We start from the raw sequence: 25,327 nt of genomic DNA, 5'->3' as shown, positions 1-25,327 counted from the left end.
CGCTCGTTCTTTCACCTTTAACTTCCGTTGGTTTGGTTTTTTGTTTATCTTTTTTGGGGGCGGTCGGTCTTTTGGGCGGCGGGGGGGGGGGGGGGGCCCCCCCCCCCCCCCCCCCGTCGGGTCAGCCGGCCGACGTCACCAGACGGCTGTCGCGCTCGGCCACCAGCGCCCGGATGTGCTCGTTGACGGCGTACCTGCGCAGGACGTCGGCGGAGACCGCCGCCGCGCCGCTGATCCTGCCGATGCAGCCGTCGTGGCCGCACGAGCAGTCGAACGGGGTGGTCATCTCCCACTCGGTGGACGGGTAGAAGAAGGTCAGGTCCTCACCGGCGGCGAGCGGACGCAGCGCCACGACGTTGCCCGTGCTCGCGTCGACGAAGACACTCGGCACGCACGAGTGGTTGAGGAAGCGGACCGCGTCCGCGTCCACGTGCCGGTCCTGGCCCACCTGGATGGTGAACTTCGTGGCCTCGCAGACGACGGCGGTCTCCTCCCAGGAGGCGACGACCGCTCCCGCGGGGAGCGCCACGGAGGCGGCGTAGCCCTTCTCGCCGGACGCGGTGATGACGACGTCCATCAGTTCCTTACGCGACATCTGCTGCTTCCTCTTCCTGGAGTTTGCGAACGATGAGTACGGCGTTGTGGCCGCCGAATCCGAAGGAGTTGCTCATGGCCACGTCGGTCTGCCACTCCTGGGCGACGCCCTGCACGAAGTTCATGTCGGGGTCTTCGGGGTCGTCGCAGTTCACCGTGGGCGGCACGACGCCGTGGCGGATCGCCTGGAGGCAGGCGATGAGCTCCACCGCACCGGTGCCCGAGATCAGGTGGCCCGTCATCGACTTGGTGGAGCTGACCGGGATCCGGGTGGCGTGGTCGCCGAACACCCCGCGGATGGCGCTGACCTCGGTGACGTCGTTGAGCTGGGTGCTGGTCCCGTGCGCGTTGATGTAGTCGACGTCCTCCGGCTGGAGACCGGCCGACTCCAGGGCGATGCGCATGGCCGTCTTGGTTCCGAGCGCGTCCGGGTGCGGTGCCGTGAGGTGGTACGCGTCGGTGGTCGCTCCGTAGCCCGCGAGTTCGCCCAGGATCTGCGCGCCGCGGGCCAGCGCGTGCTCGTACTCCTCCAGTACGACGATGCCCGCGCCGGCGCCCATCACGAAGCCGTCCCGGGCCCGGTCGAAGGGCCGGCAGGCGTGGTCCGGGTCGTCGTTGTTGGTGGACAGCGCCTGGCAGGCCGCCGCGGCGGCGATGTTCAGCGGGGTGACCGGCGCCTCCGCGCCGCCCGCCACCATCACGTCGGCGACCCCGAACTGGATCAGCCGGGCGGCCTCTCCGATGCAGGTGGCGCCGGAGGCACAGGCGGTGCTGAGGCTGGAGGAGGGGCCGCGCGCGCCGAGCCACATCGCGACCTCGCCGGCCGTGCTCTCCGAACCGCTGGTGGCGAAGAAGAACGGGCTGACCGCCCGTGGGCCGCGCTCGTGCAGCTTGATGGTGGTGTCGTAGGTCAGCTGGGCGGCACCCGCGGAGGAGCCGACGTAGACGCCGGTCCTGGGCGCGGTCTCCTCGTCCATCTCCAGTTTGGCCTCGCGCACCGCCTGCATGGCGGCGGCCAGGCCGTACTGGGCGCTGGGGTCCATCCGGCGGCTGACCTTGTGCGGCATGTAGTCGGCCGGCACGAACCCCTTGACCTCGGCGCCGATACGGACCGGCAGGTGGGAGGCGTCCCACCCCTCGATGGCGGAGATTCCGCTGCGGCCCGCCATCAGGGAGGCCCAGAACTCCTCCACCGTGTTGCCGACCGGAGTGATGACGCCGGTCCCGGTGACGACCACGCGCCGTAGGGGCCGGGTTGTGTGTGCGCGCACTAGAGTGAACTCCGATCTTCGAGGGCTTCGTTGCTGCTCAGCGCCAGCCGCTTGAGCTCGCGGGCGTCCGGCTTTCCGTTGCGGTTGAGCGGGAAGTGCGCGCGGACCAGCACGCGGTTGGGGTATTCGAAGGGCGAGAGCTCGGCGCAGATGCGTTCCCGCCAGAACAGCGGGGAGCGGAGCTCCGGGTCCGCGACGACGAAGACCAGGCGGCTGCCGAGCCGGTCGTCGGGCAGCGGGACGATCTTGACCGGCGCCCCGCAGGCCCCTGCCGTCCGCTCGATGACCTCCGGGTACAGCGTGTAACCCATGCGGTGCACGGCGAGCTTGCGGCCGAGTACGAAAAGGTTGCCGTGCGCGTCGAGCCGGCCGAGGTCACCCGTGCGGTACCACTCGTCGGTCACGGGGACCACGGTGCCGTCGTCGGCGAGGTAGCCGGAGAAGAGGTCGGGTGTGCGTACGGTGACCTCACCGATCCCGGAGTCCGGCGCGCCCCCGCCCTCGCCGGCCTCCACCTCCTCGTCGATGGTGAACTCCACGTCCAGGCCCGGGAGTACGGGTCCGCAGCCCACCGGGTTGCCGGGGGTGGCGAAGGCCACGTTGCCCAGCTCCGTACTGCCGTAGCCGTCGAGCAGCGGGAGTCCGAGGACCTGGGTGAAGCGCCGGCCGGCGGACTGGTCGAGAGGCGCGCCCCCCGTGCAGTACATCCGGACCTTGCGCAGGTCGGAGACCATCTCCGGGCGGCGTTCCACCAGGTTGAGGATGCTCAGGTGGACGGCCGGGGTGGCGTCGACGACGGTGGCCCCGAACGAGCCGGCCATCCGCACCGCGTGGTCGAGCCGCCAGTACGGCGCGACCAGCAGCGAGGCCCGCGCGAGCCAGGCGGTGAGCACCATCGACAGCCCGTACTGGTGCGAGAAGGGGAGCAGCGGGAGCAGCACGTCCTCGGGGCGGTGCCCCATCCGCTCGATCGAGCGGTCGAGGTTGCGCAGCATCGCCTCGCCGGACTTCGCTATGCCCTTGGGCTCTCCGGTCGATCCGGAGGACCAGGTGATCAGGGCGTCCGGCAGCGCGCGCCAGGCGGTGAAGGACAGCCCGGCCGGTTCGGTGGTGGTGAGGGGACCGGCCGCCGCGGTCAGCTCCTCGACGGTGACGCTGCCCAGCTCCGGCGTGGCGGAGCCGGCGGTCTCGGCGTCGGTGATCTCCAGGCGGGAGCGGGACTGAGCGGCGATGCGGCGGCTCACCGACTCCTGCTGCTGGTGGTCGAGGAGCACGATCGAGGCGCCGGCGTGCATCAGGGCGAGCAGTACGGTGACGTAGCCGGCCGAGTTGGCCGCCTTGAACGTGACCCGGTCGCCGGTGACCAGGCCGCGTCGGCGTAATTCCGCCGCGACGCCCAGTGCCCGGCGTTCGACGTCTTCATAGGTTTCTTCCGAATGTGACGTGAAGAGTTTTGGCATCACGGCATTCCAATTTTTCGAGTGGCGAAAACGGCCCATAGGGCTGTGAGGAGATGCGTGGCACATGGTGCGGGGCGTTACCGGCGCTCCCAGGAGTGCCATAGCGTCCGGCAGATCCAGACGAGGTCGCTCACGATGCCGAAGAACACGGTGATGATCTTTGCCATCCGACCCTCCGGTGATCGTTACCATCAAACCCGCAGGTGAAGGCGCTGTAGAACGATCCGACTCGTTCAGGTTAAAGTACGGTGTGGTGACTGTCAAGAAAATTGATTGACGCTGCACCGGTTACCGCGGGAAATCAAAGGGAAGTGGTGGTGGGCTCGTGGAAGGGAACAGTGAGGACCGTCGCGAAGGCGCCTCGCAAGGCAAGGGAGGCGGGGGCGGGAGCGTCGGTCCGGGGGAATTGCGGAAATTCCAGGAGACCGAGGAGGGCGGAATTTGGACTTCCGGTGAAAGGGACGGAAAGCCTCTGGTACTGGTCCATGGAATCCGGGTGTCCGCCAGCATGTGGCTGCCGCACGCCCGCCGGATCGGGCCGGGCTACCGGATCGTCGCCTGCGACCTCCCGGGGCACGGCGCCCTGCGTGGGCAGCGCTTCACCCTTCGGGGCGCGGTCGACCGGATCGGCGCGGCGGTCTCCTTCGCGGCGTCGGGCGGCCGGCCCGTCGTGCTCGCCGGGATGTCGCTCGGCGGCTATGTGTCGCTCGCGTACGCCGCCGAACACCCCGGCACCCTGGGCGGGTTGGTGCTGAACAACTGCACCGCGCAGCCGCGCGGCAGCACGGTCACCCTGTACCGGGCGGCCGGACGGCTGGCCGGGTGGGCGGGGGAGCGCTGGTCGGACCGGGTCGGCGCCGCTCTCCTGCGCAAGGCGCTGCCGCCGGAGAGCGCCGAGGCGGTGATCTCCGGCGGGCTGTCGATGGCCGGCTTCTCCGACTCGGCCCGGGAGATCCCCCGGCACGACTTCCTGGCCATGGCCGGGAGGCTGACCCTGCCGCTGCTGATCTCCAACGGGGTGGACGACCGGCTGTTCCGCTCCGACGAGGACGCGTTCCTGGCCGCCGCCCGCGCGGCGGGCGCACGGGCCGCGCTCGAACACCTGCCGGGCTCCCACCTTCAGTCCCTGACGGACCCGGACCGCTTCACCGACCTGCTGCGCAGGTCCTACCGCGAACTGGTCGGCTGAGGCGCGGGCCGCGGCGCCCGGCGGCGCCGCGGCCCGCCACCGCTCACTTGGCGTGCAGCACGATGTAGTCGGCCGCGTCCTGCACGGTCTTGAAGGTCTTGGCCTCGGCCTCGGGGATGCGGATGTCGAACCGCTCCTCGGTGGAGACGATGACCTCGACCATCGACAGCGAGTCCACGTCCAGTTCGTCGACGAAGGACTTGCCCGGCTGGATGTCCTCCAGCGGCGTGCCGGTCACCTCGTTGACTATCTCGGCGAGTCCGGTGAGCGCGTCGTTCAGGGAGATTGCCATGGTGGTGAACCTTTCTGACGGGATGGGGCAACTGATCTGCCGTGAGGTCCGGCGGGTGCCGGTTTCGGCATGCGGTGGTTCAGGGGCGGTACAGGGTGGTCTGTTCGCAGGTGCAGGCGATCACGCCGTCACCGAGCTCGAAGGTGACCTTCACCGTCACCTCGACGAAACCGTGCGGCCTGGACCGCGACGAGACGAGAGCCACGGAGGCGCGGATGCGCGAGCCGGCGGGCACCGGCGAGCGGAACCGCACCTTGTCGACGCGGTGGTTGATCGCCGCCGCCATGCCGGTGACCTCGTAGACCTCGGAGGTCAGCAGCGGCAGCAGCGAGAGCGTGAGGAAGCCGTGCGCCACGGTCGTGCCGAACGGGCCCTCGCGCGCGGCCTCCGGATCGGTGTGGATCCACTGGTGGTCGCCGGTGGCCTCGGCGAAGAGGTCGATACGGTCCTGGTTGACGGCGTGCCAGGGGCTGTGGCCGAGCAACTGTCCGGTGAGGCCCTCCAGTTCGCCGACGGCGATCTCGCGCACGGTCGCGATCACAGCGCCGTACCCGACAGGGCGGCCGCCCGCGCGGGCCGGTCACCGATGGCGTGCGCGCCGCCGTCGACGTGCAGGATCTCCCCGGTGGTCGCCGGCAGGAGGTCGGACAGGAGCGTGACACAGGCTCGGGCGACCGGCTCGAAGTCGGCCGGGTCCCAGCCCAGCGGTGCGCGCTCGCCCCACTCCGCGCCGAACGGCGCGTCGCCGGCTTCCAGGTCGGGGGAGATGTTCCGGGCGGCCAGGGTCAGCAGCGGACCGGCCGCCACCAGGTTGACCCGGATGCCCTGCGCGCCCAGGTGCGAGGCCAGGTAGCGGGTGCAGGACTCGAGTCCGGCCTTGGCGACGCCCATCCAGTCGTAGCCGGACCAGGCGGAGGTGGCGTCGAAGTCGAGTCCGACGACCGAGCCGCCCCGGCCCATCAGCGGGAGGGTGGCGACGGTGAGGGCCTGCAGGGAGTACGCCGAGACCTGGAAGGTGGTGGCGGCCTCCTGCCAGCTGGTGGTGAGGAAGTTGCCGTCGAGCGCGCCGGGCGGGGCGAAGGCGACCGAGTGCAGCACGCCGTCGATGTGATCGGTGTGTTCCGCCAGCCGGTCGCTGAGCGAGGCGAGTTGCTCCTCGTTCGTGACGTCGAGCTCGACGACGGCCGGGGTCTGGGGGAGCCGTCGGGCGATGCGCTGGACCAGGCTGAGCCTTCCGTATCCGGTGAGAATCACCCGCGCGCCGTGCTCCTGGGCCAGGCGGGCCGTGTGGAAGGCGATCGAGGAGTCGGTGATGACCCCGGTGATCAGCAGGGTCTTGCCGGTGAGCAGTCCCATCAGTTCCCCATTCCGATACCGCCGTCGACGGGTATGACGGCTCCAGTGATGTAGCCCGCTTCCCGGCTGGTCAGGAACCGGACCGCGTGGGCGATGTCCTCGGGTGTGCCGAGCCGTCCCAGGGGCACGGTCCGCTGGGCCTCCTCGCGCATCTCCTTGGTGAGGAAGCCCGTCATGTCGGTCTCCACCCAGCCGGGGGCGACCACGTTCACGGTGATGTCCCGTTTGCCGAGCTCTCTGGTCAGCGAGCGGGCGAAGCCGATCATCCCGGCCTTCGCGGCGGCGTAGTTGGTCTGGCCGGCCGAGCCGGTGAGGGCGGAGCTGGAGGAGATCAGGACGATCCGTCCGTGCCGCCGCCGGATCATGCCGCGCAGGGTGCGGCGCACCAGCCGGACCGCACCGATCAGATTGGTGTCGACCACGTCCAGGAAGTCCGGCTCGGTCATCTGCACCAGCAGGGCATCCCGGGTGATCCCGGCGTTGGCGACGAGGATCTCGACCGGCCCGAGGGCCTCCTCGACCTCGCCGACGGCGCGGTCCACCTCCTCGGTCGAGGTGACGTCGCACTTCACCGCCAGCAGCCGGTCGTCGGGCGGCGCGGAGTTCCGGCAGGTCACGGCGACCGGGTTGCCGGCGTCGGCGAGCGCCGTGGCCACCGCGAGACCGATGCCCCGGTTGCCGCCGCTCACGAGAGTGGTGCGTCCAGACATGGCGTAACAGACCTCCGAGTTGCTGAACAGAAGGCAAGCGCTTGCGAGGCGGTCCGTCGTGCGAGGTGAACGGACCGACATGTGCGGCCGACGGGAAACCGAAATCTGGGCGCCGAGGAGAGCGGCGGGATAAGTGGGGCGCCCGGCAATTCGAGGGCCCAGCAAAGCCGAGCCGGGGGGAGTGTGTCAAATGGCGTCTCTGGATTGATTGGTTCCGCCCCTGGATTGATCAATTCCGTTTATTCGCGGCGGGTGCGCCGGCCGTCCGAAGGATCTTCGGGGATAAGTCGGCCGATTCGGAACCTCTCTTCGGTGATGCTTGACTGGTTGCAGTCGTCCGCTCTAGATTGAACGAGCCGGATCGTTCTGAGGCCTGGCACGGGGGATAGGGGTGAAGTTTCACTGCCTTTAGGGCGATTTGAGCGCATCGTGGCGAGCGCACCTCCCGGCGGCATCCGCCGTTTTGGGTGATTAGCTGGCATATGCCCGATGCGTGAGTCGGGGGCTTTATGGAGCCTTCTCCCGCTTTGTTTAGGCCACCGCCTCTCGTGACAACCTTCCTTATCCCTTCTCGCACTCATCCCAGGCCTGGCCTCATTCCGGCGTCCTGGGTTTCCCTTTTCGTGCCATCGGTGAACTCCTTGAAGGGTGAATTATGAGCGTAGTCAGGAAGTGCTCGTCCTATACTCGGTCCAGGGAGGGGAAAGAGGCCGGCTACTACCCGTACTTCGTGAATTTCGGGGGCCGGAGCGACGGCGCGGCTCGCCTTGCCGACGGCAGCGAAGTAGTCATGTGCGGATCAAATGACTATCTCGGTCTGAGTACTGACCCCCGAGTAACCGCTGCCGCCGCCGAGGCCGCCTCGCAATACGGCGCGGGCTGCACCGGATCCCGCCTGCTCAACGGCAACCTCGACCTGCACGAGGAGCTGGAGCGGGAGCTCGCCGACTTCTTCGGCAAGGAAGCCGCCCTGCTGCTCACCACCGGCTACCAGGCCAACCTCGGTGCCATCGGCGGACTCTGCGGCCCCGCCGACACCGTGTACGTCGACAAGGAGGCGCACGCCTCCCTCATCGACGCCGCCCGGCTCAGCCGCGCCAAGCTCCAGTGGTTCCACCACAACGACACCGAGGACCTCGCGGCGAAGCTGGCCCAGCACTCCGGGCCCGGCGGCAAGCTGGTCGCCGTCGACGGCGTGTACAGCATGGAGGGCGACCTCTGCCCGCTGCCCGAACTCCTCGACGTCTGCGACCGGTTCGACGCCACCCTGCTGCTGGACGACGCACACGGCGCCGGTGTGCTGGCGGCCGGCCGCGGCACCGCCGAGCACTTCGGGCTCACCGACCGGGTGCCGCTGATCACCCTCACCTTCTCCAAGGCGTTCGGCTCCATCGGCGGTGTGGTGCTCGGTGACGAGGACGTCGTCGAGTACCTGCGCCACCACTCGCGCAGCCTGCTGTTCTCCGCCAGCGCCAGCCCCGCCAACACCGCTGCCGCGCTCGCCTCCCTGCGCATCGTGCGCGACGAGCCGTGGCGCTGCGAGGCGGTGCTGAAGAAGGCCGACCACATGCGCAGCGAGCTGCTGGCCCTCGGCTACCGGACCGGTGAGCCCGGTACCCCCGTGGTCTCCCTGGACACCCAGGACGAGATCCACACCCTGCTCGGCTGGCGACGGCTGATGGACACGGGCGTCTACGTCAACGCGGTCCTGCCCCCGGCCGCGTCGCCGAGGCTGCGCACCAGCTACACGGCCGTGCAGACCGAGGAACAACTCGACCGCGCGCTGGCCGGGTTCGCCCTCGCCCGGGACGTCCTCGGACCGGTCCTCACCCGCGGCGCGTGACCCGGGGCGCGACGCGCGACGCGCCTGCCCGGCCCCGTTGCTCCGGTGCCGTACCCCCCGCACCTCGTACCACCCAGTGACATCCAGTGAGGGAAACATGCCCACCGCACTCATCACCGGAGCGACCGCCGGACTAGGCAAGGCGTTCGCTCAGACCCTGGCCGCGGAAGGCACCGGCCTCGTCCTGGTCGCCCGGTCCGACCGCGACCTGAAGGAACTGGCCGGGGCGTTACGAGAGGAGCACGGGGTCGCCGTGGAGGTGCTCCCGGCGGACCTGTCCACCGACGACGGCTGCGCCGCGGTCGCCGCCCGGCTGGCGGTCGGGCCCGTCGCGGAGCGCACCGACCCGCCCCCCGTGGACCTGCTGGTCAACAACGCCGGCATCGGCCACGAACGCCCCTTCCTGGCCAACGGGATCGCGGCCGAGGAGCGGCTGCTCGACCTCAACGTACGGGCGGTGCTCAGGCTCACCGACGCGGCGCTGGGGACGATGACCGGGCGCGGGCACGGCTCGATCCTCAACGTCGCCAGCGTCGCCGGAGTCGGCCCCTCCTGGCTCAGCTCCACCTACCCGGCGAGCAAGGCCTGGGTCATCTCCTTCACCGAATCGCTGGCCTACTCCCGGCAGGTCCGTGACGCGGGCGTGCGGATGACCGCACTGCTGCCCGGCTACACCCGCACCGAGTTCCACCAGAGGGCCGGCATTCCCACGACGTTCCCGCCGTCCTACCTCTGGCTGAACTCGGCCGACGTGGTCCGCACCGGCCTCGCCGACCTGCGCCGCGGCCGGGTCGTCAGCATCCCCAGCCTCCGCTACAAGGCGGCGGCCTGGGCACTGCGGCACCTGCCGCGCGGACTCAGCCGCCAGGGCGCCTGGGACATCAGCGCCGACGCCCGGTCGTGAAGCAGGTCCTGGACGTGCATCCGGACACACCGTTCACAGGGGGAACCATGGGAAGTCAGGAGAGCGTCGTGCCGGCCACCCCGGCACAGCTGAAGCTCTACACACACGCGCGGGTGTTTCCCGGGGACGCCTCGTTCAACCTCGGCGGCACCTTCCACATCCAGGGAGAGGTCGACGTCCCCCGGCTGCGCCGGGTCATCGGCCGCCTGGGCATGGGGATCAAAGCGCTCAACACCTCGTTCGAGCGGCGTGCGGGCACGGTGTACGCGGTGCACCGGCCGCCCAACGTCACCGACCCGGCCGACCTGGTACGGGTGACCACCGTCGAGGGCGAGGCCAGAGGGGTGGCCACCCGCTCGCTCGCCGCCCGCGCCGACCGGCCGATCCCGCCGGAGGCGCCCCGCCAGTACGAGTTCGAGATCTTCTGCGGCGACGACGGGCTCTTCGTCGTGCTGTCCTACTCGCACCTGGTCTGCGACGCCTACAGCTTCTACATGTTCGTCGCGGAACTGGAGCGGCTGTACGTCGACCCCGACGCCGAACTGAACCCCGCCGCCCTGGACGACCCCGGCGCCCTGGTCCAGGGGCCGCCGCCCGCCTCGGCCGCGGCCCTGGAGTTCTTCCGCGGCCAGCTCGGCCACCTCACCACCTTCACCGACGACCGGATGCTCGGCCGCCGCACCCCGACCGGCGCGATGCCCGGCCACCAGCTGCACATCGTGCTCACCGACGAGCAGGGGGCCAGGGTCACCGACCGGATCGACGCGCTGGACTGCGGCGCGTTCGCCTTCTTCCTCAGCGCCTACCTGGTCACCCTCGCCCGGATCACCGGCCGCCGCCAGGTCATCACCGGTCTGCCGCTGGCCAACCGGCGCGGCATCCGGCAGCGCCAGGCGTCCGGCTACTTCGTCAACACCCTCCCGCTGGCCGTGGACCTCACCGCCTACGAGACCTTCGGCGACCTGTGCCGGGCCATGCAGGAGACCACCCACAGCATGCTCCGCCACCAGTCCTTCGACCTGACCGCGCACCTGGCCGAGGTGTGCCCCGGCGCGGTCGGCTCCTCGCTCAACTTCAGCAGCGCCTTCACCTACTACAAGATGCCGCTGGAGATACGTATCCCCGGCTGCCACGTCGAGTCGAAGGAGCTGCCGCGCAAGCTGGCCAAGTACCCGCTGATGATGAGCGTCGAGCACTTCGGCAACCGGTTCAACGTCAACGTCGAATGCTCCGAGGAGCAGTGGCAGACCGATCCGCGAGCCGTCATGGAGCACGTCCTGGAGACGGTCTCCCGCCGCAACGAGGACGTCGCGCTGCGGGACATCCCCGGCCTCTCGCCGGAGCGTGAGAAGGCCCTCTCCCAGCTCGTCAACGGCTCGCCCGAGAGCGTCGACCACCCGGCCCACCCCTCCCTCACCAGCTGGTTCGACGAAGTGGCCCGGACCCACCCGGACCGGGTGGCCGTCCAGGACACCGCGGAGGAGGTCACCTACGCCGAACTGGCCGACCGCTCCGACCGGGTGGCCCTCGAACTGCTGCACTCGGTCCAGGGCGAACGGGTCGGCGTCGCGATGCGGCGCGGCGCCGACCTGATCGCGGTGATCCTGGGCGTGCTCAAGGCGGGCAAGTCGTACGTCCCGCTGGACCCCGGCTCCCCGTCGGCCAGGATCGGCCTGATCCTCGACTCCTTCCCCGACGGGCTGCCCCTGGTCTGCGACGAGGACCGCTGGCCCGAGCTGGAGGCCCCGCGCCTGCACGCCGACCGGCTGCTGGCCGCCCGCCCGCCGGGCCCCGCGCCGGAACCCGTCAAGGACCCGGAGACCAGCGCGTACACCATCTTCACCTCGGGCTCCACCGGCCGCCCCAAGGGCGTCACCGTCACCCACCACAACGTCATCCGGCTGCTGCGCTCCACCGAGGAGCACTTCGACTTCGGCCCCGACGACGTGTGGAGCCTCTTCCACTCGTACGCCTTCGACTTCGCGGTGTGGGAGATGTTCGGGGCCCTGCTGTACGGCGGCCGGCTGGCCGTGGTGCCCACCGACGTCGCCCGCTCGCCCGAGCAGTTCCGCGACTTCCTCACCGACCACGCGGTCACCGTCCTCAACCAGACGCCGTCCGCCTTCGGCCAGTTGCTCAAGGTCCTGCGGCCCGCCGACGCCGTCTCGCTCAACGTGCGGTACGTCGTCCTGGGCGGCGAGGCGGTGCGGTACGCCGCCCTGCGGCCCTGGTACGAGACGATGGGCGAGCAGGCCCGGCTGGTGAACATGTACGGGATCACCGAGACCACCGTGCACGTCACCCACCACGCCATCACCCCCGCCGACGTCCTCATGGAACGGGCCTCGGTGATCGGCCGCCCGCTCGCCGACCTCTCGGTGGCGGTCGTCGACGAGGACGGCCACCACTGCCCACCGGGCGTACCCGGCGAACTCGTGGTCTCGGGGCCCGGCGTGAGCCGCGGCTACCTCGGCCTGCCCGGCCCCACCGCCGAGCGGTTCGTACGCCGGGACGGCCGGCCCGCCTACCGCACCGGCGACCTCGGCTCGGTGCGCCCCGACGGCACCCTGGTGCACCTGGGCCGGATCGACCGGCAGGTCCAGCTGCGCGGCTTCCGCATCGAACTCGGCGAGATCGACAGCGCGTTGCTGTCCCTGGCCGGAGTGCGCGAATGCACCGTACTGGCCGACCAGCGGGACCCGGCACGGCCCGCGCTGACCGCCTTCGTCACCGGCACCGGCATCCACGAGGCGGAGCTCAAGCGGAGCCTGCACGGCCGGCTGCCCGCCTACATGGTGCCGGGCCGGATCGTCGTCCTGGAACAGCTGCCGCTGACCGTCAACGGCAAGGTCGACGAGCAGGCACTGCCCTGGCCGCCGACGTTGGCCGAGGCCGCCGAGGCCGCCGAGGCCGCCGTCCCGCCGGGCGGGCAGGACGCTCCCCCCGGTGACGAGGGGGCCGCCCCGACCGCCCTCGAGCGGGTGCGGGCCGTGTGGCGGACGGTGCTGCCCGGTGTGGAGTTCGGCTCCGACGACAACTTCTTCGACATCGGCGGCTCCTCCATGCACGTGGCGGACGTCCACAGCCGGCTGTCCGCCCAACTGCCCGGTGCGGAACTCGAAATGATCGATCTCTTCACCTACACCACCGTGCGCAGGCTCGCCGCGCACCTCGACGGGCTCCTGGCCGCCGGACAGGACGCCGAGAAGGGAAGCTCCTCGTGAGTGAGTTCACTGCGGCGCCCCCCGGCGCCCCCGGGCCGGACCGCGCCGCACGCCGGGGCGCGGCCACCCCGATCGCGGTGATCGGCATGGCCGGCCGCTTCCCCGGCGCCACGGGCATCGCCGAGTTCTGGAACAACATCGTCAACGGAGTGGAGTCGGTACGGGAGCTGAGCCCCGCCGAACTGCGCGCGGCCGGCCTGGACGAGACCGCCGTCGCCGACCCCGCCCGGGTGGCCGTCGCCGCCGACCTGGCCGACGCGGACCTCTTCGACGCCCGCTTCTTCGGCATCACCGCACGGGACGCGGCCCTGACGGACCCGCAGCACCGGCTGCTCCTGACCTGCGCCTGGGAGGCCATGGAGGACGCCGGCCTGGTGCCGGGGCGCACCGGCGGCCGTACCGGTGTCTACGCGGCGGGCAGCATCAGCACCTACCTGCTCAGCCAGGTGCTCCAGTCCTCCGCGCACACCGGCGAGGAGCTGACCTACCCCGCGCTCCTGGGCAACGACAAGGACTTCCTCGCCACCCGCGTCTCCTACCGTCTCGACCTCACCGGCCCGAGCATGAGCGTGGGCACCGCCTGCTCGGGATCGCTGACCGCACTGCACCTGGCCTGTGCCGCCCTGGACCGCGGCGAGTGCGAGACGGCCCTGGTCGGCGGGGTCAGCATCACCTTCCCGCAGACGGCGGGCCACCTCCACCAGGAGGGCGGGATCCTCTCCCAGGAGGGCCACTGCCGCCCCTTCGACGCCCGCTCGGACGGCACCGTCAAGGGCAACGGCTGCGGTGTCGTCGTCCTCAAACCGCTGGCCGACGCCCTCGCCGACGGCGACCGCGTCTACGCCGTGGTGCGCGGCACCGCCGCCAACAACGACGGCTCCGACAAGATCGGCTACACCGCCCCCGGCCCGGCCGGACAGCAGGCGGTCGTCCGGCAGGCCCTGGCCGCCTCCGGGGTGCCGGCCGACACCATCGGTTACGTCGAGACGCACGGCACCGGCACCGCCCTCGGCGACCCGCTGGAGCTGCGCGCCCTCGCCGCCGCCCACCGGGCGGCGGACGGCCCGGCCCCCGGCTGCGCGATCGGCAGCGTCAAGGCCAACATCGGCCACCTCGACGCGGCGGCGGGCGTCGCCGGACTGATCAAGACGGCCCTGGCGCTCCACCACGGGGTCGTTCCGCCGCTGGTCGGCTACGAGAGCCCCAACCCGCACCTCGGGCTCGCCTCGTTGCCCTACGACGTGCCGACCGGAGAGGCGGTGCGCCGCCCGCTGCGGGCGGCGGCGGTCAGCTCCTTCGGCATCGGCGGCACCAACGTCCACTGCGTGCTCGAAGCCCCGCCGGAGCAGGCCCCCTCGGTGCGGCCGGACCCGGGCACGCCGCTTCCGGTGGTGCTCTCGGCGCTGGACCAGGAGGACCTGCGGGACGTGGCCCGCGCGCTCCGCGCCCACCTGGACGAGGCGGAGCCCGCCCTGCCCGACCTCGCGCGCACCCTGTTCGCCGGACGGCGCGCGATGCCCGCGCGGCACGCCTTCACCGCCTCCTCGACGGCGGACGTACGGGCCGGACTCGACGCCTTCCTCGGCACCGGCCCCGCGCTGCCCGCGGGCGAGGGCGCCGGGGAGGCGGAGAAGGCGGTGCGGGCCTGGAACGGGGGCGAGGAGCCCGGCGCATGGGCCTTCGGACCGGCCCGTACGGTCTCCCTGCCCGCCTACCCCTTCCGCCGCACCCGGCACTGGATCGAGGCCGACCGGCCCGCCACGGGGGACGCCGTCGCCGCCGGCCCGGAGCCGGTCCGGGGGCCGGACGAGATACGGGCCCAGGTCATCGCCCTCCTCGAACAGCGCCTCGGAGTCGCCGGGATCACTCCGGAGGACGACTTCTTCGAGCTGGGCGGCGACTCGCTGCTGGCCGTCGAGATCGGATCGGTGATGCGCAAGTCGCTCGGGGGCGACTTCGACTTCGAGCGGTTCGCCGGACTGAGCGTCATCGGGGAGATGACCGAGTACGCCGTCGCCACCGCGGCACCGCTCCCGTCCGCCCCGGCCGCCCCGCGGGTCCAGGACCTGGCGGCCCCCGCCGTCCCGGCCGGCACTCCGGTGGGCCGCGTGCTGCGGGTACGCGAAGGCGAGGGGCGCACCCTCTTCCTGGTGCACCCGGCGGGCGGCACCAACTTCGTGTACTTCCGCCTCGCCCTCCACTCGGGCACCTCCCGCCCCCTCGCCGCCGCCTCCTTCCCCGACCGCGAGGCCGGGCGGCCCGACACCCTGCGGGAACTGGCCGCGCTGTACGTGGCCCAGGTCCGCGCCGAACAGCCGCACGGGCCCTACCTGCTGGGCGGCTACTCCTTCGGCGGCAACGTGCTGTTCGAGATGGCCCTCCAGCTGCGCGCGGCGGGCGAGGAGGTCGGCCCGCTGCTGATGATCGACAGCCACCCGCCCGAGGCCTACGTCGGCGGACACGTCACCGAAACCGAGTTCGACGCGGCCGTACCGCTGCTGCTGGAGTCGGCGACCGAGAACGAGGAGCAGGCCGAACTCCTCGTCAAGGAAGGCTTCGTGGACGCCTGGCGGCACAACCACGACCTGCTCAAGGGCTACTACCCCGACCGCCGGTTCGACGGCGACGCCGTACTGATCCTGGCCCGCGACGAGGAGGACGGCGCGCTCCTGGACACCATGCGCATCCGCCGTGCCGACAAGGTCCGGTCATGGGGCGTGCACATCGCGGGGCGCATCGAGGTGCTCACCACGCCGGGCGACCACTTCACGATCTTCGAGGAGGGCACCCGGCTCAAGGAACTGGCCGTGGTCTTCGACGCGGCCCTGGACCGGCTGGCCGAGACCGCGGCGGCGAAGGACGGCACCCATGCGTGACTACGGTGTGTACGTCGCCGGCCAGGACCGGCCCTCCGAACAGCGCGTGTACCAGGTGCGCGCCTCGGAGATGCTCCGCGACCCGCTCGGAGCCGTCCGCCTCAAGCGCGGCCTGGAACGCGGCCGGCTCCCCGAGGAGGCGGCCCGTGCCGCCGCCGCGGACGGCCGGCTGATCGGCAGCACGGCGGTGGGCGACGCCCACGACATGGAGGCCGCGCTCAACGCCGCCGCCGGTGCCGTGGACGACTGGGCGGCGACCCCCCTCGCCACCCGGATCGCGCTGGTCGCCGCCTTCCACGACCTCGTACGGGAGAACGAGGACGCCCTCGTCGAGCTGCTGATCACCGAGGGCCACCCGCGGCGGCTCGCCCGCTGGGAGGTGGCCGGCATGCTCGCCACCACCAGCTCCCGCACCCGCGACTGGATCGCCGGGAACCTGGAGCACCACGCGTCCGTCGACGGACGCCGGATGACGCTGCGCCGGGTGGCGGACGGTGTGGTGTGCCTCAACCCGCCGCAGAACGCCGCGGTCGCCAACACCCTCCTCGGCGTCTGGGTGCTGGCCGCCGGCAACTCCCTGGTGGTGCGGGCCCCGCGCAGCGCCGCGTACGGGGTCATGCACGCCCTGCACACCCTGGTGGTGCCCGCTCTGGAGCGGGTGGGCGCCCCCGTCGGAGTGCTCAACGCGGTCTGTGTCCCGGCGGGACCCGCCCTGGAACAGTGGCTGGAGAGCCCCCTGGTCGACGACATCATGCACTTCGGGGACAGCGTCAAGGGCGTCGAGTTCGGCGCCCGCTGCGTGGCCGCGGGCAAGAAGCCGGTGCTGGAACTGGCCGGCAACGACACCGTGGTCGTATGGCGCGACGCCGACCTGGACCGGGCGGCGGAGGCGCTCGCCGAGGCGTTCTACGGCTCCGGCCAGATCTGCATGGTGCCCAACTGCGTGGTGGTGCACCCCGCCGTCGCGGACGAACTGCTGGAACGGCTGGCCGCCCGCGCCCGGACCATCCGTCCCGGATACCCCGAGCAGGACGACGCCCTGCTCTCCCCGGTGCTGCGCACCGACGCGTTCTTCGAGGCGCTCGAGGAGTCGCTGGCCTCCGGTGCCCGCCTGGTCTGCGGCGGCCGGCGGCTCGGCGTCGACGGCGAGCCGGACGACACGGCCGGCACCTTCCTGGAACCCACCGTGCTGCGCGTCGACGGGCTCAAAGGGGCCCGCGGCCTGCGGACCGTGCGCCACGAGACGTTCTTCCCGCTGCTGCCGGTCGTCGTGCCCGAACCGCCCCGGGCCGGGACCGACCCGGAGCCGGCGGACCGCGAACTCCTGGACGAGATCACCTCGTTCGTCAACACCAACGAGTACGGACTGCGCAACTCCCTGTGGGCGCGGGACCCCGCGGTGGTCGACCGGTTCGTCGCCCGGGTCCGCAACGGCGGCCTGCTCAAGGTCAACGACTCGCACATCGGCTTCCTGCCCCTGCTGCCCTCGCACGGCGGCACCGGCCTGACCGGCGGCCCCGGCGGCGAGGCCAACTACCCGGCGCTGCGCACCTCCCACCTCCAGGGCGTCAGCGTGGCCGTCGACGCACGGCCCGGCGACGCCGTCTCCACCGCCCCGGACCGCCCCCGAGACCTGGACGAAAGGCGCACCCCGTGATGCGATCCATGAACTCCGCGCGCGAAGCGTGCGAGAAACACCTCCCCGGCCTCACCGAAGCGCTCGCCGACGTGCCCCTGTCGACCCTGGAGGCCCCCGGCGGCCCCGGCCTCGACGCCTTCCGGCGCAGCGGCGGCCCGGGGCTGCTGATCCCCACGACGAGCGGCGGGGCCGGTGCGACGGCACTCGAAGCGGTCCGGGTCACCCGGGCGCTCGGCGCGCTCTCGCCGTCCCTCGGGGTGGCCAGTGCCATGCACCACTTCTCCACCGCGGGCCTGGTCGCCCTGGTCTCCTCCGCCCAGGCCCAGGGCCCGGAGTGGCTGCTCATCGAGGGCATCGCCAGGGACCGGCTGCTCGTGGCCTCGGGCTTCGCCGAGGGGCGCACCGGGTCGGGCATCCTCGACGCCTCGGTGACCGCACGTAAGGTCGACGACGGCTACCTGGTGAACGGAACGAAGAAGCCGTGCAGCCTGTCCCGTTCGATGGACCTCCTCACCGCGAGCGTCGCCCTGCGGCACGAGGACGGCAGTACGGCCCTCGGGGTCGCCCTGGTCCCGGCCGCCTCGCCCGGCATCACCCGGGAACCGTTCTGGGGAGCGCCGTTCCTGGCGGGCGCCGAGAGCGACCAGGTCATCCTGGAGGACGTCCACGTACCGCCGGAGCTGATGCTGCTGCCCCAGGTGGAGCTGGGCGCAGGCCTGGACACCCTGCAGACCGTCGGCTTCGTCTGGTTCGAGCTGCTGGTGGCGTCCGTGTACACCGGCGCGGTCGCCCGGCTGGCCGAGGCGGCGCTGCGCTCGGGCCGCGGCCCCGCCGCCGAACGGGCGACGCTGCTCACCGGCGCGGAGTCGGCCGCGGCCCTCGTCGAGAACGTGGCGCGCACGGTGGACGAGGGCCCCGTCGGCAACGAGGAGCTGGGCGCGGCGCTGACCGCCCGGTACGCGGTGCAGGAACTGCTGGTCGAGACCGCCGACCGGGCGGCCGAACTGCTCGGCGGCCTCGCCTTCGCGACCTCCCCGGACGTCGGCCAGCTCCTCGCGGTGAGCCGCGCGCTCGCCTTCCACCCGCCGTCCCGGATCTCCGCGGCGCAGGCGCTGCTGGACCACCACGCCGGCGAACCGCTGCGGATCGGGTGACGCGATGACCGCGAGCAGCACCGCCCTCGGCGCGACGGTCCAGGCGCCCGCCGGGGAAGCCCCGCTCCCCCTGGCCGAGCGCTACCGGGCCCACCTCAGCACCGGACGCGCCACCCTGGGCGAACTCCTGGGCGGCGACGCGGAGGTGTCGTCCTCCGGGGCCCGCCTGCGCACGGCCGCCGGCCGTGACTACCTCAACTGCGGCGGCTACGGGGTCTTCCTGACGGGGGCCTGCCACCCCCGCGTGGTCGCCGCCGTCGAGCACCAGATCCGCACCCTCCCGCTCTCCTCCCGGATGCTGCTGGAGCCCAGGGCCGCCGACGCCGCCGAGGCACTGGCCCGGGTCACGCCGCCCGGACTGGAGCGCGTCCACTTCACCAACTCCGGTGCGGAGGCGGTCGAGTGCGCCCTCAAACTGGCCCGCGCACACGGCCACCGCCGGATCGTCTCCGCCCGGGGCGGGTACCACGGCAAGACCCTGGGCGCGCTGTCGGCCACCGGACAGCCGCTGTACCAGGACCCGTTCCTGCCGCTGCTGGACCGCGTGCACATCCCGTACGGGGACGCCGAAGCCCTCGCCGAGGTGCTCGGGGACGACGGCTCCGACGCGGTGGTGCTGCTGGAGCCGGTGCAGAGCGAGGCGGGCGTGATCCTGCCGCCGGACGGCTACCTCACCGAGGTGGCCGCACTCTGCGCCCGGACCGGAGCCTTCTTCGTCCTGGACGAGGTGATGACCGGACTCGGCAGGACCGGCCTGTGGTGGGGCGCCCAACGCGAGGGCGTGGTGCCCGACGTACTGCTGGTCGGCAAGGCGCTCAGCGGGGGAGTGGTCCCCGTGGCGGCGGCCGTCGCCACCGAACGCGCCTACCGGCCCTTCGACCGCGACCCCTTCCTGCACACCTCGACCTACTCGGCCGCCCCGATCGCGATGGCCGCCGCCGAGGCGGCCGTCACCGTGATCGAACAGGAGGGGCTGGTGGACCGTGCCGCCGCACTCGGCACGGAACTGCTGGCCCTGGTGCGCACGGCTCTTCACACGAACTGCCCGCACCTGGTACGCGAGGTGCGCGGCCGGGGGCTGCTCATCGGCGTGGAGTTCCGGGACGCGGGCCTGGCGGGGGAGTTCCTGCTGGAGATGCTCGACCGGGGCGTGCTGCTGAACCACTCCCTCAACGCCCACGCGGTGGTCCGCCTCACCCCGCCCGCCGTGCTCACGGCGGCGGAGGTGCGGCAGCTGGGCACGGCGGTCGAGGGAGCCGCCCGTGCCCTGGCCGACCGTTTCAACGAGAACCCGGGAGGACCCGAATGCGCGCGGTAGAGATGGAGATCGGATCGGAGACGGTCGGACCGCGGGAGGCCTACGCCCTGGTCCGGGACTTCGCCCGGTACCCGGAGCTGGTCGAGTCCGTACGGTCGGTCACCGTGCACCCGCCGGCCCCCGGCGGGGAGACGCACAGCGACTGGGAGGTCGACTTCCGCAGCGGGGTGCTGACCTGGTCCGAGGCGGACGTCTTCGACGACGAGGGGCTGACGGTCTCCTTCCGCCAGACCGAGGGGGACTTCGAGGAGTTCACCGGTCAGTGGGAGGTCACGGGCGACGGGTCCGGCGGGTGCCGGGTGCGGTTCACGGCCAAGTTCGACTTCGGCCTGCCCAGCCTCGCCGGCATCATCGACCCGGTCGCCGAGCGCGTCCTCCAGGAGAGCGTCGCCCGCATCCTCACCACCCTGCTCGGCCTGCCGGCCGCGGCTGCCCCGGCCCAGGGGCGGGCCGCCTGATGGACGCGGCGAACAGGTTCGAGTCGCCCGTCACCTACCGGCTGCTGCGCGCCGAGTACTTCGTCGCGCTGGTGGGCTGCTCGGTCCTGTTCCTGATGCACCTGGACGAGGTGCGCTGGCCGGTGGCGCTCGGGATGTTCCTGTACATCGACCTGATCGGCTACCTGCCGGGGGCCCTCGCCCACCGCCGGGCCCGCGGCGGACCGGTGCCGCGCGTCTACTACGTCCTCTACAACACCATGCACAGCTGGCTGACCGCGGGCGCGGTGGTCGCGCTGTGGATCTGGCTGGTCGGGCCCGAGTGGGCGCTGCTGGCGGTGCCGATCCACCTGTGCGGGGACCGGGGCCTGCTCGGCAACTTCCTCAAGCCCTTCTCCGTACCCTTCGAGCCGCAGCGGCTCCCCGCCTTCGAGGCGTTCGAGGCGGAGACGAGGGAACCCGGCCGTGCGACGTCCACGACCGGAGCCGTGGGCGGTGGTCGCGGATGACCGTCGACCCCGTGGCGGCCGCCACGGACCCCGCCGAACTGCTGCGCGCCCACGCGGACCACCCGAGCGCCTTCCTCGCGCTCAACTCCCGGACCCGGCACTACTCGGGGCGCGGCGCCGAGGGCCTCATCGCCTACCGGAGGGCGGGGCGGTTCGTGGCGCAGTTCGGCGGCCCGTTCGCCGCCCCCGGCCAACGGGCCGCGCTGCTCGACGAGTTCCTCGGCTCCCTGCGCGCGAGCGGCGGGCGTGCCCGGCTGACCGCCGTGCAACTGCGGGCGCAGGACGTGCGGCTGTACGAGGACCGCGGCTTCACGGTGAACCGGATCGGCAGTTCGTACAGCATCGACCTGACCCGCTTCACCCTGTCGGGCAAGCCGCTCGCGAAGGTCAGGCAGAACGTCTCCCGGGCCCGCCGGGAGGGGTGCACGGTGACCGAGGTCTCCGGGAGCGAGCACTCCCTGCGATCCGGCCTGGACGCCCTCGACGCCGCCTGGCTGCGCGCCAAGGGCCGCCACGTCAAGGAACTCCGCTTCCTGATCGGTGAACGCGGCGGCCCCGGCGCCCCGCTGCGCCGCACCTTCGTGGCCCGCCGCGACGGGCGCACGCTGGGCTACATCACCTACTCCCCGGCCTGGGGCAGCCGGCCGGGCTGGCTCTACGACCTCACCCGACGGGAGCCCGACGCCCCCTGCGGCACCGTGGAGCTGATCAACCTCACGGCCGTCCAGCGCTTCCAGGAGGAGGGGGCGCAGTGGCTGCACCTCGGCCTCACCCCCTTCGCCTCCCTCGACACGGAGCCCGAACCCGCCTCCGCCTCCCCGGTGCTGACCAGAGCCGTCCGGCTGCTCGGCACGCACGGCGGCGCGGTCTACCCGGCGCGCAGCCAGGAGGCGTTCAAACGGAAGTGGGCGCCGCACTCGGTGGACCCGGAGTACGCCGCCTTCCAGGGCGGAGTGCGCCCGTTGGCCGTCTGGCGTCTGCTCCGCCTCACCGGCGCCGTGTGAACCCCCTTCGATCCCCGCAACCATGGAGGAACCGATATGACACAGTCGACGGACACCACCGTCCCCGTCCCCGTAGAGGCCGACTGGGACCGCGCGCCCAGCGTGCTGGAGGGGGCCAAGACCCTGGAGCTGACGCCGGAGCGGTGCGGACTGCCGTACTGGTTCGAGCACGTGGCGTCCGGCATGCTGGGCCGGCTCGCGGACGGCACCGTCACCTCCGAGCCGCCCACCGCCGCGGTGACCGAGCCCGGACCGCTGCGGGACGCGCTGCTGGCCGAGTTCTCCTTCCGCCACCTGGCGGAGGAGAAGGCCGCCCGCGCCCTGTCCTTCCTGGTCTTCCACGCCCCCGACACCGCCTGTCTGGAGTTCTTCTCCACCCAGCTGGTCGACGAGGCCCGGCACGCCCGCGCCTTCCGCGACCACCTGCTGCGGCTGGGCGTGCCCGCGGCCGAACTGGCGGCGACCGTGGAGAAGGCGGCGGGGGCCGCGAGCGCGGCGGTGCTCGATCCGCTGGAGGAGTTCGGCCTGCGGGTGCTGCGCGACAACGGTGACTTCTACGGCGGCGTACTCGTCCTGACGGTGCTGGTGGAGGGTGTGCTGGCACCCGCCGCCGAACTGAGCGAGCGCAAGTGGCGGCCGCTGGACCCCGCCGCGGCGCTGGTGGAGCGCGGCGCCAACATGGACGAGATCCGTCACCTGGCGGTCGGCAGTGCGGTCGTGCGTCGGCACCTGACGGAGCGTCCGGAGGAGAACGCGCGACTGCTGGAGATCATCCAGGAGGGCCGCCGGCTGTGGGCCGGACTGCCGATGGTCGACCTGCTGTTCACCCGGGAGTCGCTGTTCCAGCAGGGGCTGGCCGAGCACGCGGAGCTGATCGGCGACTACGAGATCTGGCCGGGCCGCCGGCTGGTGGACACCGGCGTCCAGGAGCGGATGGAGGCCGCCGACCGCTGGTCGCGTGAGACGCAGGACCAGCGACTGGAGTACATGCTGCTCGGTGAGGCCGTCGACCCCACCTGATCGGACACCGGTCATGGCTCCATGGAACCCGATGGCCACCCGGACCGCGAGCGACGGCACGAGCCTGTGGACAACCTTATCCACAGGGGGTCGCGGGATCCGGCGGACCGCGGGACCGTCGAGCCATGAACCAGCACCACGCATCCACGGGCCCGGCCGACGGCCGGCAGATCACCCTGCGCGGCCCCGCCGAACTCGCCGACGCCCTGCCCTATCTGATGGGGTTCCATCCCGACGACAGCGTCGTGATGGTGGCCCTGCACGGGGGCAGGGGCCGGTTCGGCGGCCGGCTCCGGCTCGGAATTCCGCAGGCTCCCGATGACTGGGGGCCGGTCGCCGAGCACCTGGCCCAGAGCCTGATCTCGGGCAGCGAGCGCCGTGCCGGGCGGCCCGACGCGATCTTGATCTTCCTCTGCCAGGACTCGCCGGACGGCGAGAGCGGCCGCCTGACCATGGAGCGCCTGCGGCCGTTCGCCCAGAGTCTGCGTACGGCGTGCGGAGCGCTCGACGTGCCCGTGCTCGAAGCGCTCTGCATCTCGGACGGCCGCTACTGGTCCTACTGCTGCCCCGACCCCCGGTGCTGCCCGCCCCAGGGAAACCCCCTGGCCATGCCGGGTACGACGGTGATGGCCGCCGCGGCTGCCTATGCCGGGATCCAGGTCCGGGGGACGCTGCGCGAGATGGAGGCGCGGCTCGCTCCCTGGCAGGCACCGGACGACGCCTACGCACAGTTGCAGGCGCTGGACCGGGCCGCGCCGTCGCTGGTGCCCCGCATCCTGGACGAGGGGACCAAGGCCCAGGTGGCGAAGGAGACCCTCGCGCTCGCACACACCCTCATGGGCCGCCTCGACAGGGCGCAGCCCGCTCCGGAGGCCGTCTGCGACTTCGGGGACGACCAGCTCATCGACGAGGACGAGGCCGCCGCCGTCATCCTCGGCCTCCAGGACCGGGAGACCCGGGACAGGGCCGCGGCCTGGATGGAAGGCCCCGACGGCCACCGCGCGCTGAGGCTGTGGCGGACGCTCGCCCGCCGCTGCGTCGGGCCGTACGGCGAGCACGCGGCGGCCCCCCTGACCCTGGCGGGCTGGGTCTCCTGGTCCACCGGTGACGAGCCCGGCGCACGGGTCGCTCTGACGATGGCGCTCCGCGCGGACCCGGAGTACACGTTCGCCCAGTTGCTGCACCGGGCGTGCAACGAGGGGCTGGACCCGGAGGCGCTGCGCCGCTGCCTGCGGGGTGACGGTGAGGGTGAGGGGCCCGGGGCGGCGGGTGCCGAGGAGGCCGGGGAGGTGACGGGGGCCGTGTCAGCCGGGCGGCCGGCTCCGCACGTCCGTGGAGCCGGGCCGGCGGCGAACCGGGCACGGCGGCGCGGGAGCGGGCGCCGGCCGACGGGCACCGGGAGCAGGAAGCGGACGCGCGGCGCCGTCCGGCCGGGGCCCGCCAGGGCCCGGTCGGCGGTGGCCGCACGCCGGGTGCGGGACATCCGGCGGTACGGCAGGCGGGGCACCGGCACACGCCGCTGAGGGCGGCAGGCCCGGCCCCGGGACGCGCCGGGCGGGCCCGCCGCGGACCGCTTGGACGGGAGCGGACGGGAACAGACGGGTACGGACGGGAGCGGACGGGTGCGGCCGTGCCCGGCCAGGTCCGGCCGTGCCCGGGATCTCCCCGGTCACCGGAGCACCGAAGGGAGTGTTTATCGTCAGGCAGACGACTATGATCACGGCATGCCGCCCTACGACCCGTCGACCTTCCCGTCCTTCGCCGTCACCGTGGACCTGGTCGTGCTCACGGTCCGCCGCCACGCGCTCTGCGCACTGGTGGTCCGCCGCGGGGAAACCCCGTTCCAGGGCCGGTGGGCGCTGCCCGGCGGCTTCGTCAGGGCCGACGAGGACCTCGCATCCGCGGCGGCGCGCGAGCTCGTCGAGGAGACGGGGCTGTGCGCCCACGACCCGGCGAAGCCGGCCGTGGGCAACGGCGCGCACCTCGAACAGCTGGCCACCTACGGCGACCCGGCGCGCGACCCCCGGATGCGGGTCGTCAGCGTCGCGCACCTGGCCCTCGCCCCGGATCTGCCCGCGCCCCGTGCGGGCGGGGACGCCCACAGCGCCCGCTGGGCCCCCGTCGAGGATCTCCTGCGCCCCGGCACCGGGCGGGAGGGCGAGCAGGCGACGCCGCTCGCCTTCGACCACGCGCGGATCCTCGCCGACGGGGTGGAGCGCGCTCGCTCCAAGATCGAGTATTCCTCGCTGGCCACGGCGTTCTGCCCACCGGAGTTCACGGTCGGTGAGCTGCGCCGGGTGTACGAGGCGGTGTGGGGCGTGGTGCTCGACCCCCGCAACTTCCACCGCAAGGTCACCGGAACGCCCGGTTTCCTGGTGCCCTCCGGCGGCACCACCACGCGGCAGGGCGGCAGGCCGGCCCAGTTGTTCCGGGCCGGCGCGGCCACGGTGCTCAATCCGCCGATGCTGCGGCCGGAGGTCTGAGGGCGGGTCCCGCGGCGGCGGCCTGGGGGATGCGGAACACCCGC

21 protein-coding genes are annotated in these 25,327 nt (G+C 72.4%); 14 read left to right on the top strand and 7 right to left on the bottom strand.

The genetic code is table 11. The features are described 5' to 3' along the window. Positions 1-121 precede the first annotated feature (121 nt). The 3 genes from AB0917_RS17415 to AB0917_RS17405 are packed head-to-tail and all read right to left on the bottom strand — an operon-like array spanning position 122 to position 3,325. A complete protein-coding gene (locus AB0917_RS17415) occupies positions 122-595 on the bottom strand; it encodes an SET domain-containing protein-lysine N-methyltransferase (protein WP_366820410.1) in 474 nt (157 codons plus the stop codon). After that, the gene (gene fabF, locus AB0917_RS17410; RefSeq protein WP_366820409.1) at positions 585-1,832 is read right to left on the bottom strand and encodes a beta-ketoacyl-ACP synthase II; all 1,248 of its coding nucleotides are present in this window, start codon (positions 1,830-1,832) and stop codon (positions 585-587) included. Before fabF ends, AB0917_RS17415 begins: the two co-directional genes overlap by 11 nt. A 32-nt stretch (positions 1,833-1,864) precedes the next feature. Next, the gene (locus AB0917_RS17405) at positions 1,865-3,325 is read right to left on the bottom strand and encodes a class I adenylate-forming enzyme family protein (RefSeq protein ID WP_366820408.1); all 1,461 of its coding nucleotides are present in this window, start codon (positions 3,323-3,325) and stop codon (positions 1,865-1,867) included. 439 nt (positions 3,326-3,764) lie between these two features. Here AB0917_RS17405 and AB0917_RS17400 point away from each other — a divergent pair, with 439 nt between their 5' ends. Further along, positions 3,765-4,514 (top strand): alpha/beta fold hydrolase, encoded by a 750-nt coding sequence (locus AB0917_RS17400; protein ID WP_366820412.1) that lies wholly within the window; start codon positions 3,765-3,767, stop codon positions 4,512-4,514. Positions 4,515-4,557: 43 nt separating this feature from the next. On the opposite strand, the gene AB0917_RS17395 is transcribed toward AB0917_RS17400, so the two are convergent. The 4 genes from AB0917_RS17395 to fabG form a co-directional block, all read right to left on the bottom strand. Further along, positions 4,558-4,806: an acyl carrier protein gene (locus AB0917_RS17395; protein ID WP_366820407.1), complete on the bottom strand. Its 249-nt coding sequence runs from the start codon at positions 4,804-4,806 to the stop codon at positions 4,558-4,560. 79 nt (positions 4,807-4,885) lie between these two features. After that, positions 4,886-5,335: a MaoC family dehydratase gene (locus AB0917_RS17390; protein ID WP_366820406.1), complete on the bottom strand. Its 450-nt coding sequence runs from the start codon at positions 5,333-5,335 to the stop codon at positions 4,886-4,888. Positions 5,336-5,343: 8 nt separating this feature from the next. After that, entirely contained in the window at positions 5,344-6,165 is an 822-nt protein-coding gene (gene fabI / locus AB0917_RS17385) for an enoyl-ACP reductase FabI (protein WP_366820411.1), read from the bottom strand. Continuing rightward, positions 6,162-6,872 carry a 3-oxoacyl-ACP reductase FabG gene (gene fabG, locus AB0917_RS17380; protein WP_366820405.1) on the bottom strand — a complete coding sequence of 237 codons (711 nt, stop codon included), beginning with the start codon at positions 6,870-6,872 and terminating at the stop codon, positions 6,162-6,164. The genes fabI and fabG overlap by 4 nt, the downstream gene beginning before the upstream one ends. Positions 6,873-7,662: 790 nt before the next feature. On the opposite strand from fabG, the gene AB0917_RS17375 reads away from it, so the two are divergent. From AB0917_RS17375 to AB0917_RS17315, 13 genes are all read left to right on the top strand, one after another. Continuing rightward, positions 7,663-8,715: a pyridoxal phosphate-dependent aminotransferase family protein gene (locus AB0917_RS17375; RefSeq protein WP_366820404.1), complete on the top strand. Its 1,053-nt coding sequence runs from the start codon at positions 7,663-7,665 to the stop codon at positions 8,713-8,715. A 97-nt stretch (positions 8,716-8,812) separates the two neighbouring features. Beyond that, on the top strand, positions 8,813-9,619 hold the full coding sequence (locus tag AB0917_RS17370) for an SDR family NAD(P)-dependent oxidoreductase (RefSeq protein ID WP_366820403.1): 807 nt from the start codon (positions 8,813-8,815) through the stop codon (positions 9,617-9,619). A gap of 47 nt (positions 9,620-9,666) precedes the next feature. Next, entirely contained in the window at positions 9,667-12,843 is a 3,177-nt protein-coding gene (locus AB0917_RS17365; protein WP_366820402.1) for an amino acid adenylation domain-containing protein, read from the top strand. After that, the gene (locus AB0917_RS17360) at positions 12,840-15,719 is read left to right on the top strand and encodes a beta-ketoacyl synthase N-terminal-like domain-containing protein (protein WP_366820401.1); all 2,880 of its coding nucleotides are present in this window, start codon (positions 12,840-12,842) and stop codon (positions 15,717-15,719) included. The genes AB0917_RS17365 and AB0917_RS17360 overlap by 4 nt, the downstream gene beginning before the upstream one ends. Then, the gene (locus AB0917_RS17355) at positions 15,712-17,376 is read left to right on the top strand and encodes an aldehyde dehydrogenase (RefSeq protein ID WP_366820400.1); all 1,665 of its coding nucleotides are present in this window, start codon (positions 15,712-15,714) and stop codon (positions 17,374-17,376) included. The genes AB0917_RS17360 and AB0917_RS17355 overlap by 8 nt, the downstream gene beginning before the upstream one ends. A gap of 8 nt (positions 17,377-17,384) precedes the next feature. Continuing rightward, positions 17,385-18,512 carry an acyl-CoA dehydrogenase family protein gene (locus AB0917_RS17350; RefSeq protein ID WP_366820399.1) on the top strand — a complete coding sequence of 376 codons (1,128 nt, stop codon included), beginning with the start codon at positions 17,385-17,387 and terminating at the stop codon, positions 18,510-18,512. Positions 18,513-18,516: 4 nt separating this feature from the next. Next, the gene (locus AB0917_RS17345) at positions 18,517-19,830 is read left to right on the top strand and encodes an aminotransferase class III-fold pyridoxal phosphate-dependent enzyme (protein WP_366820398.1); all 1,314 of its coding nucleotides are present in this window, start codon (positions 18,517-18,519) and stop codon (positions 19,828-19,830) included. Next, the gene (locus AB0917_RS17340; RefSeq protein ID WP_366820397.1) at positions 19,818-20,288 is read left to right on the top strand and encodes an SRPBCC family protein; all 471 of its coding nucleotides are present in this window, start codon (positions 19,818-19,820) and stop codon (positions 20,286-20,288) included. The genes AB0917_RS17345 and AB0917_RS17340 overlap by 13 nt, the downstream gene beginning before the upstream one ends. Next, positions 20,288-20,776: a hypothetical protein gene (locus AB0917_RS17335; protein WP_366820395.1), complete on the top strand. Its 489-nt coding sequence runs from the start codon at positions 20,288-20,290 to the stop codon at positions 20,774-20,776. Before AB0917_RS17340 ends, AB0917_RS17335 begins: the two co-directional genes overlap by 1 nt. Beyond that, complete coding sequence (locus tag AB0917_RS17330) at positions 20,773-21,780, top strand: DUF2156 domain-containing protein (RefSeq protein WP_366820394.1); 1,008 nt, start codon at positions 20,773-20,775, stop codon at positions 21,778-21,780. The genes AB0917_RS17335 and AB0917_RS17330 overlap by 4 nt, the downstream gene beginning before the upstream one ends. A gap of 36 nt (positions 21,781-21,816) precedes the next feature. Then, positions 21,817-22,800, top strand: coding sequence for a VlmB-like protein (locus AB0917_RS17325; RefSeq protein ID WP_366820393.1), 984 nt, complete (start codon positions 21,817-21,819; stop codon positions 22,798-22,800). Between the two features lie 125 nt (positions 22,801-22,925). Further along, positions 22,926-24,323, top strand: coding sequence for a DUF4192 domain-containing protein (locus AB0917_RS17320; RefSeq protein ID WP_366820392.1), 1,398 nt, complete (start codon positions 22,926-22,928; stop codon positions 24,321-24,323). A gap of 201 nt (positions 24,324-24,524) precedes the next feature. Further along, positions 24,525-25,283 carry an NUDIX domain-containing protein gene (locus AB0917_RS17315; protein ID WP_366820390.1) on the top strand — a complete coding sequence of 253 codons (759 nt, stop codon included), beginning with the start codon at positions 24,525-24,527 and terminating at the stop codon, positions 25,281-25,283. Positions 25,284-25,327: the final 44 nt, after the last annotated feature.

This window comes from Streptomyces sp. NPDC007346 (assembly GCF_040703535.1).
Lineage (GTDB): Bacteria > Actinomycetota > Actinomycetes > Streptomycetales > Streptomycetaceae > Streptomyces.
Note: the sequence above shows the minus strand (reverse complement) of the source record. Positions and strands in the feature narration are given on the sequence as shown.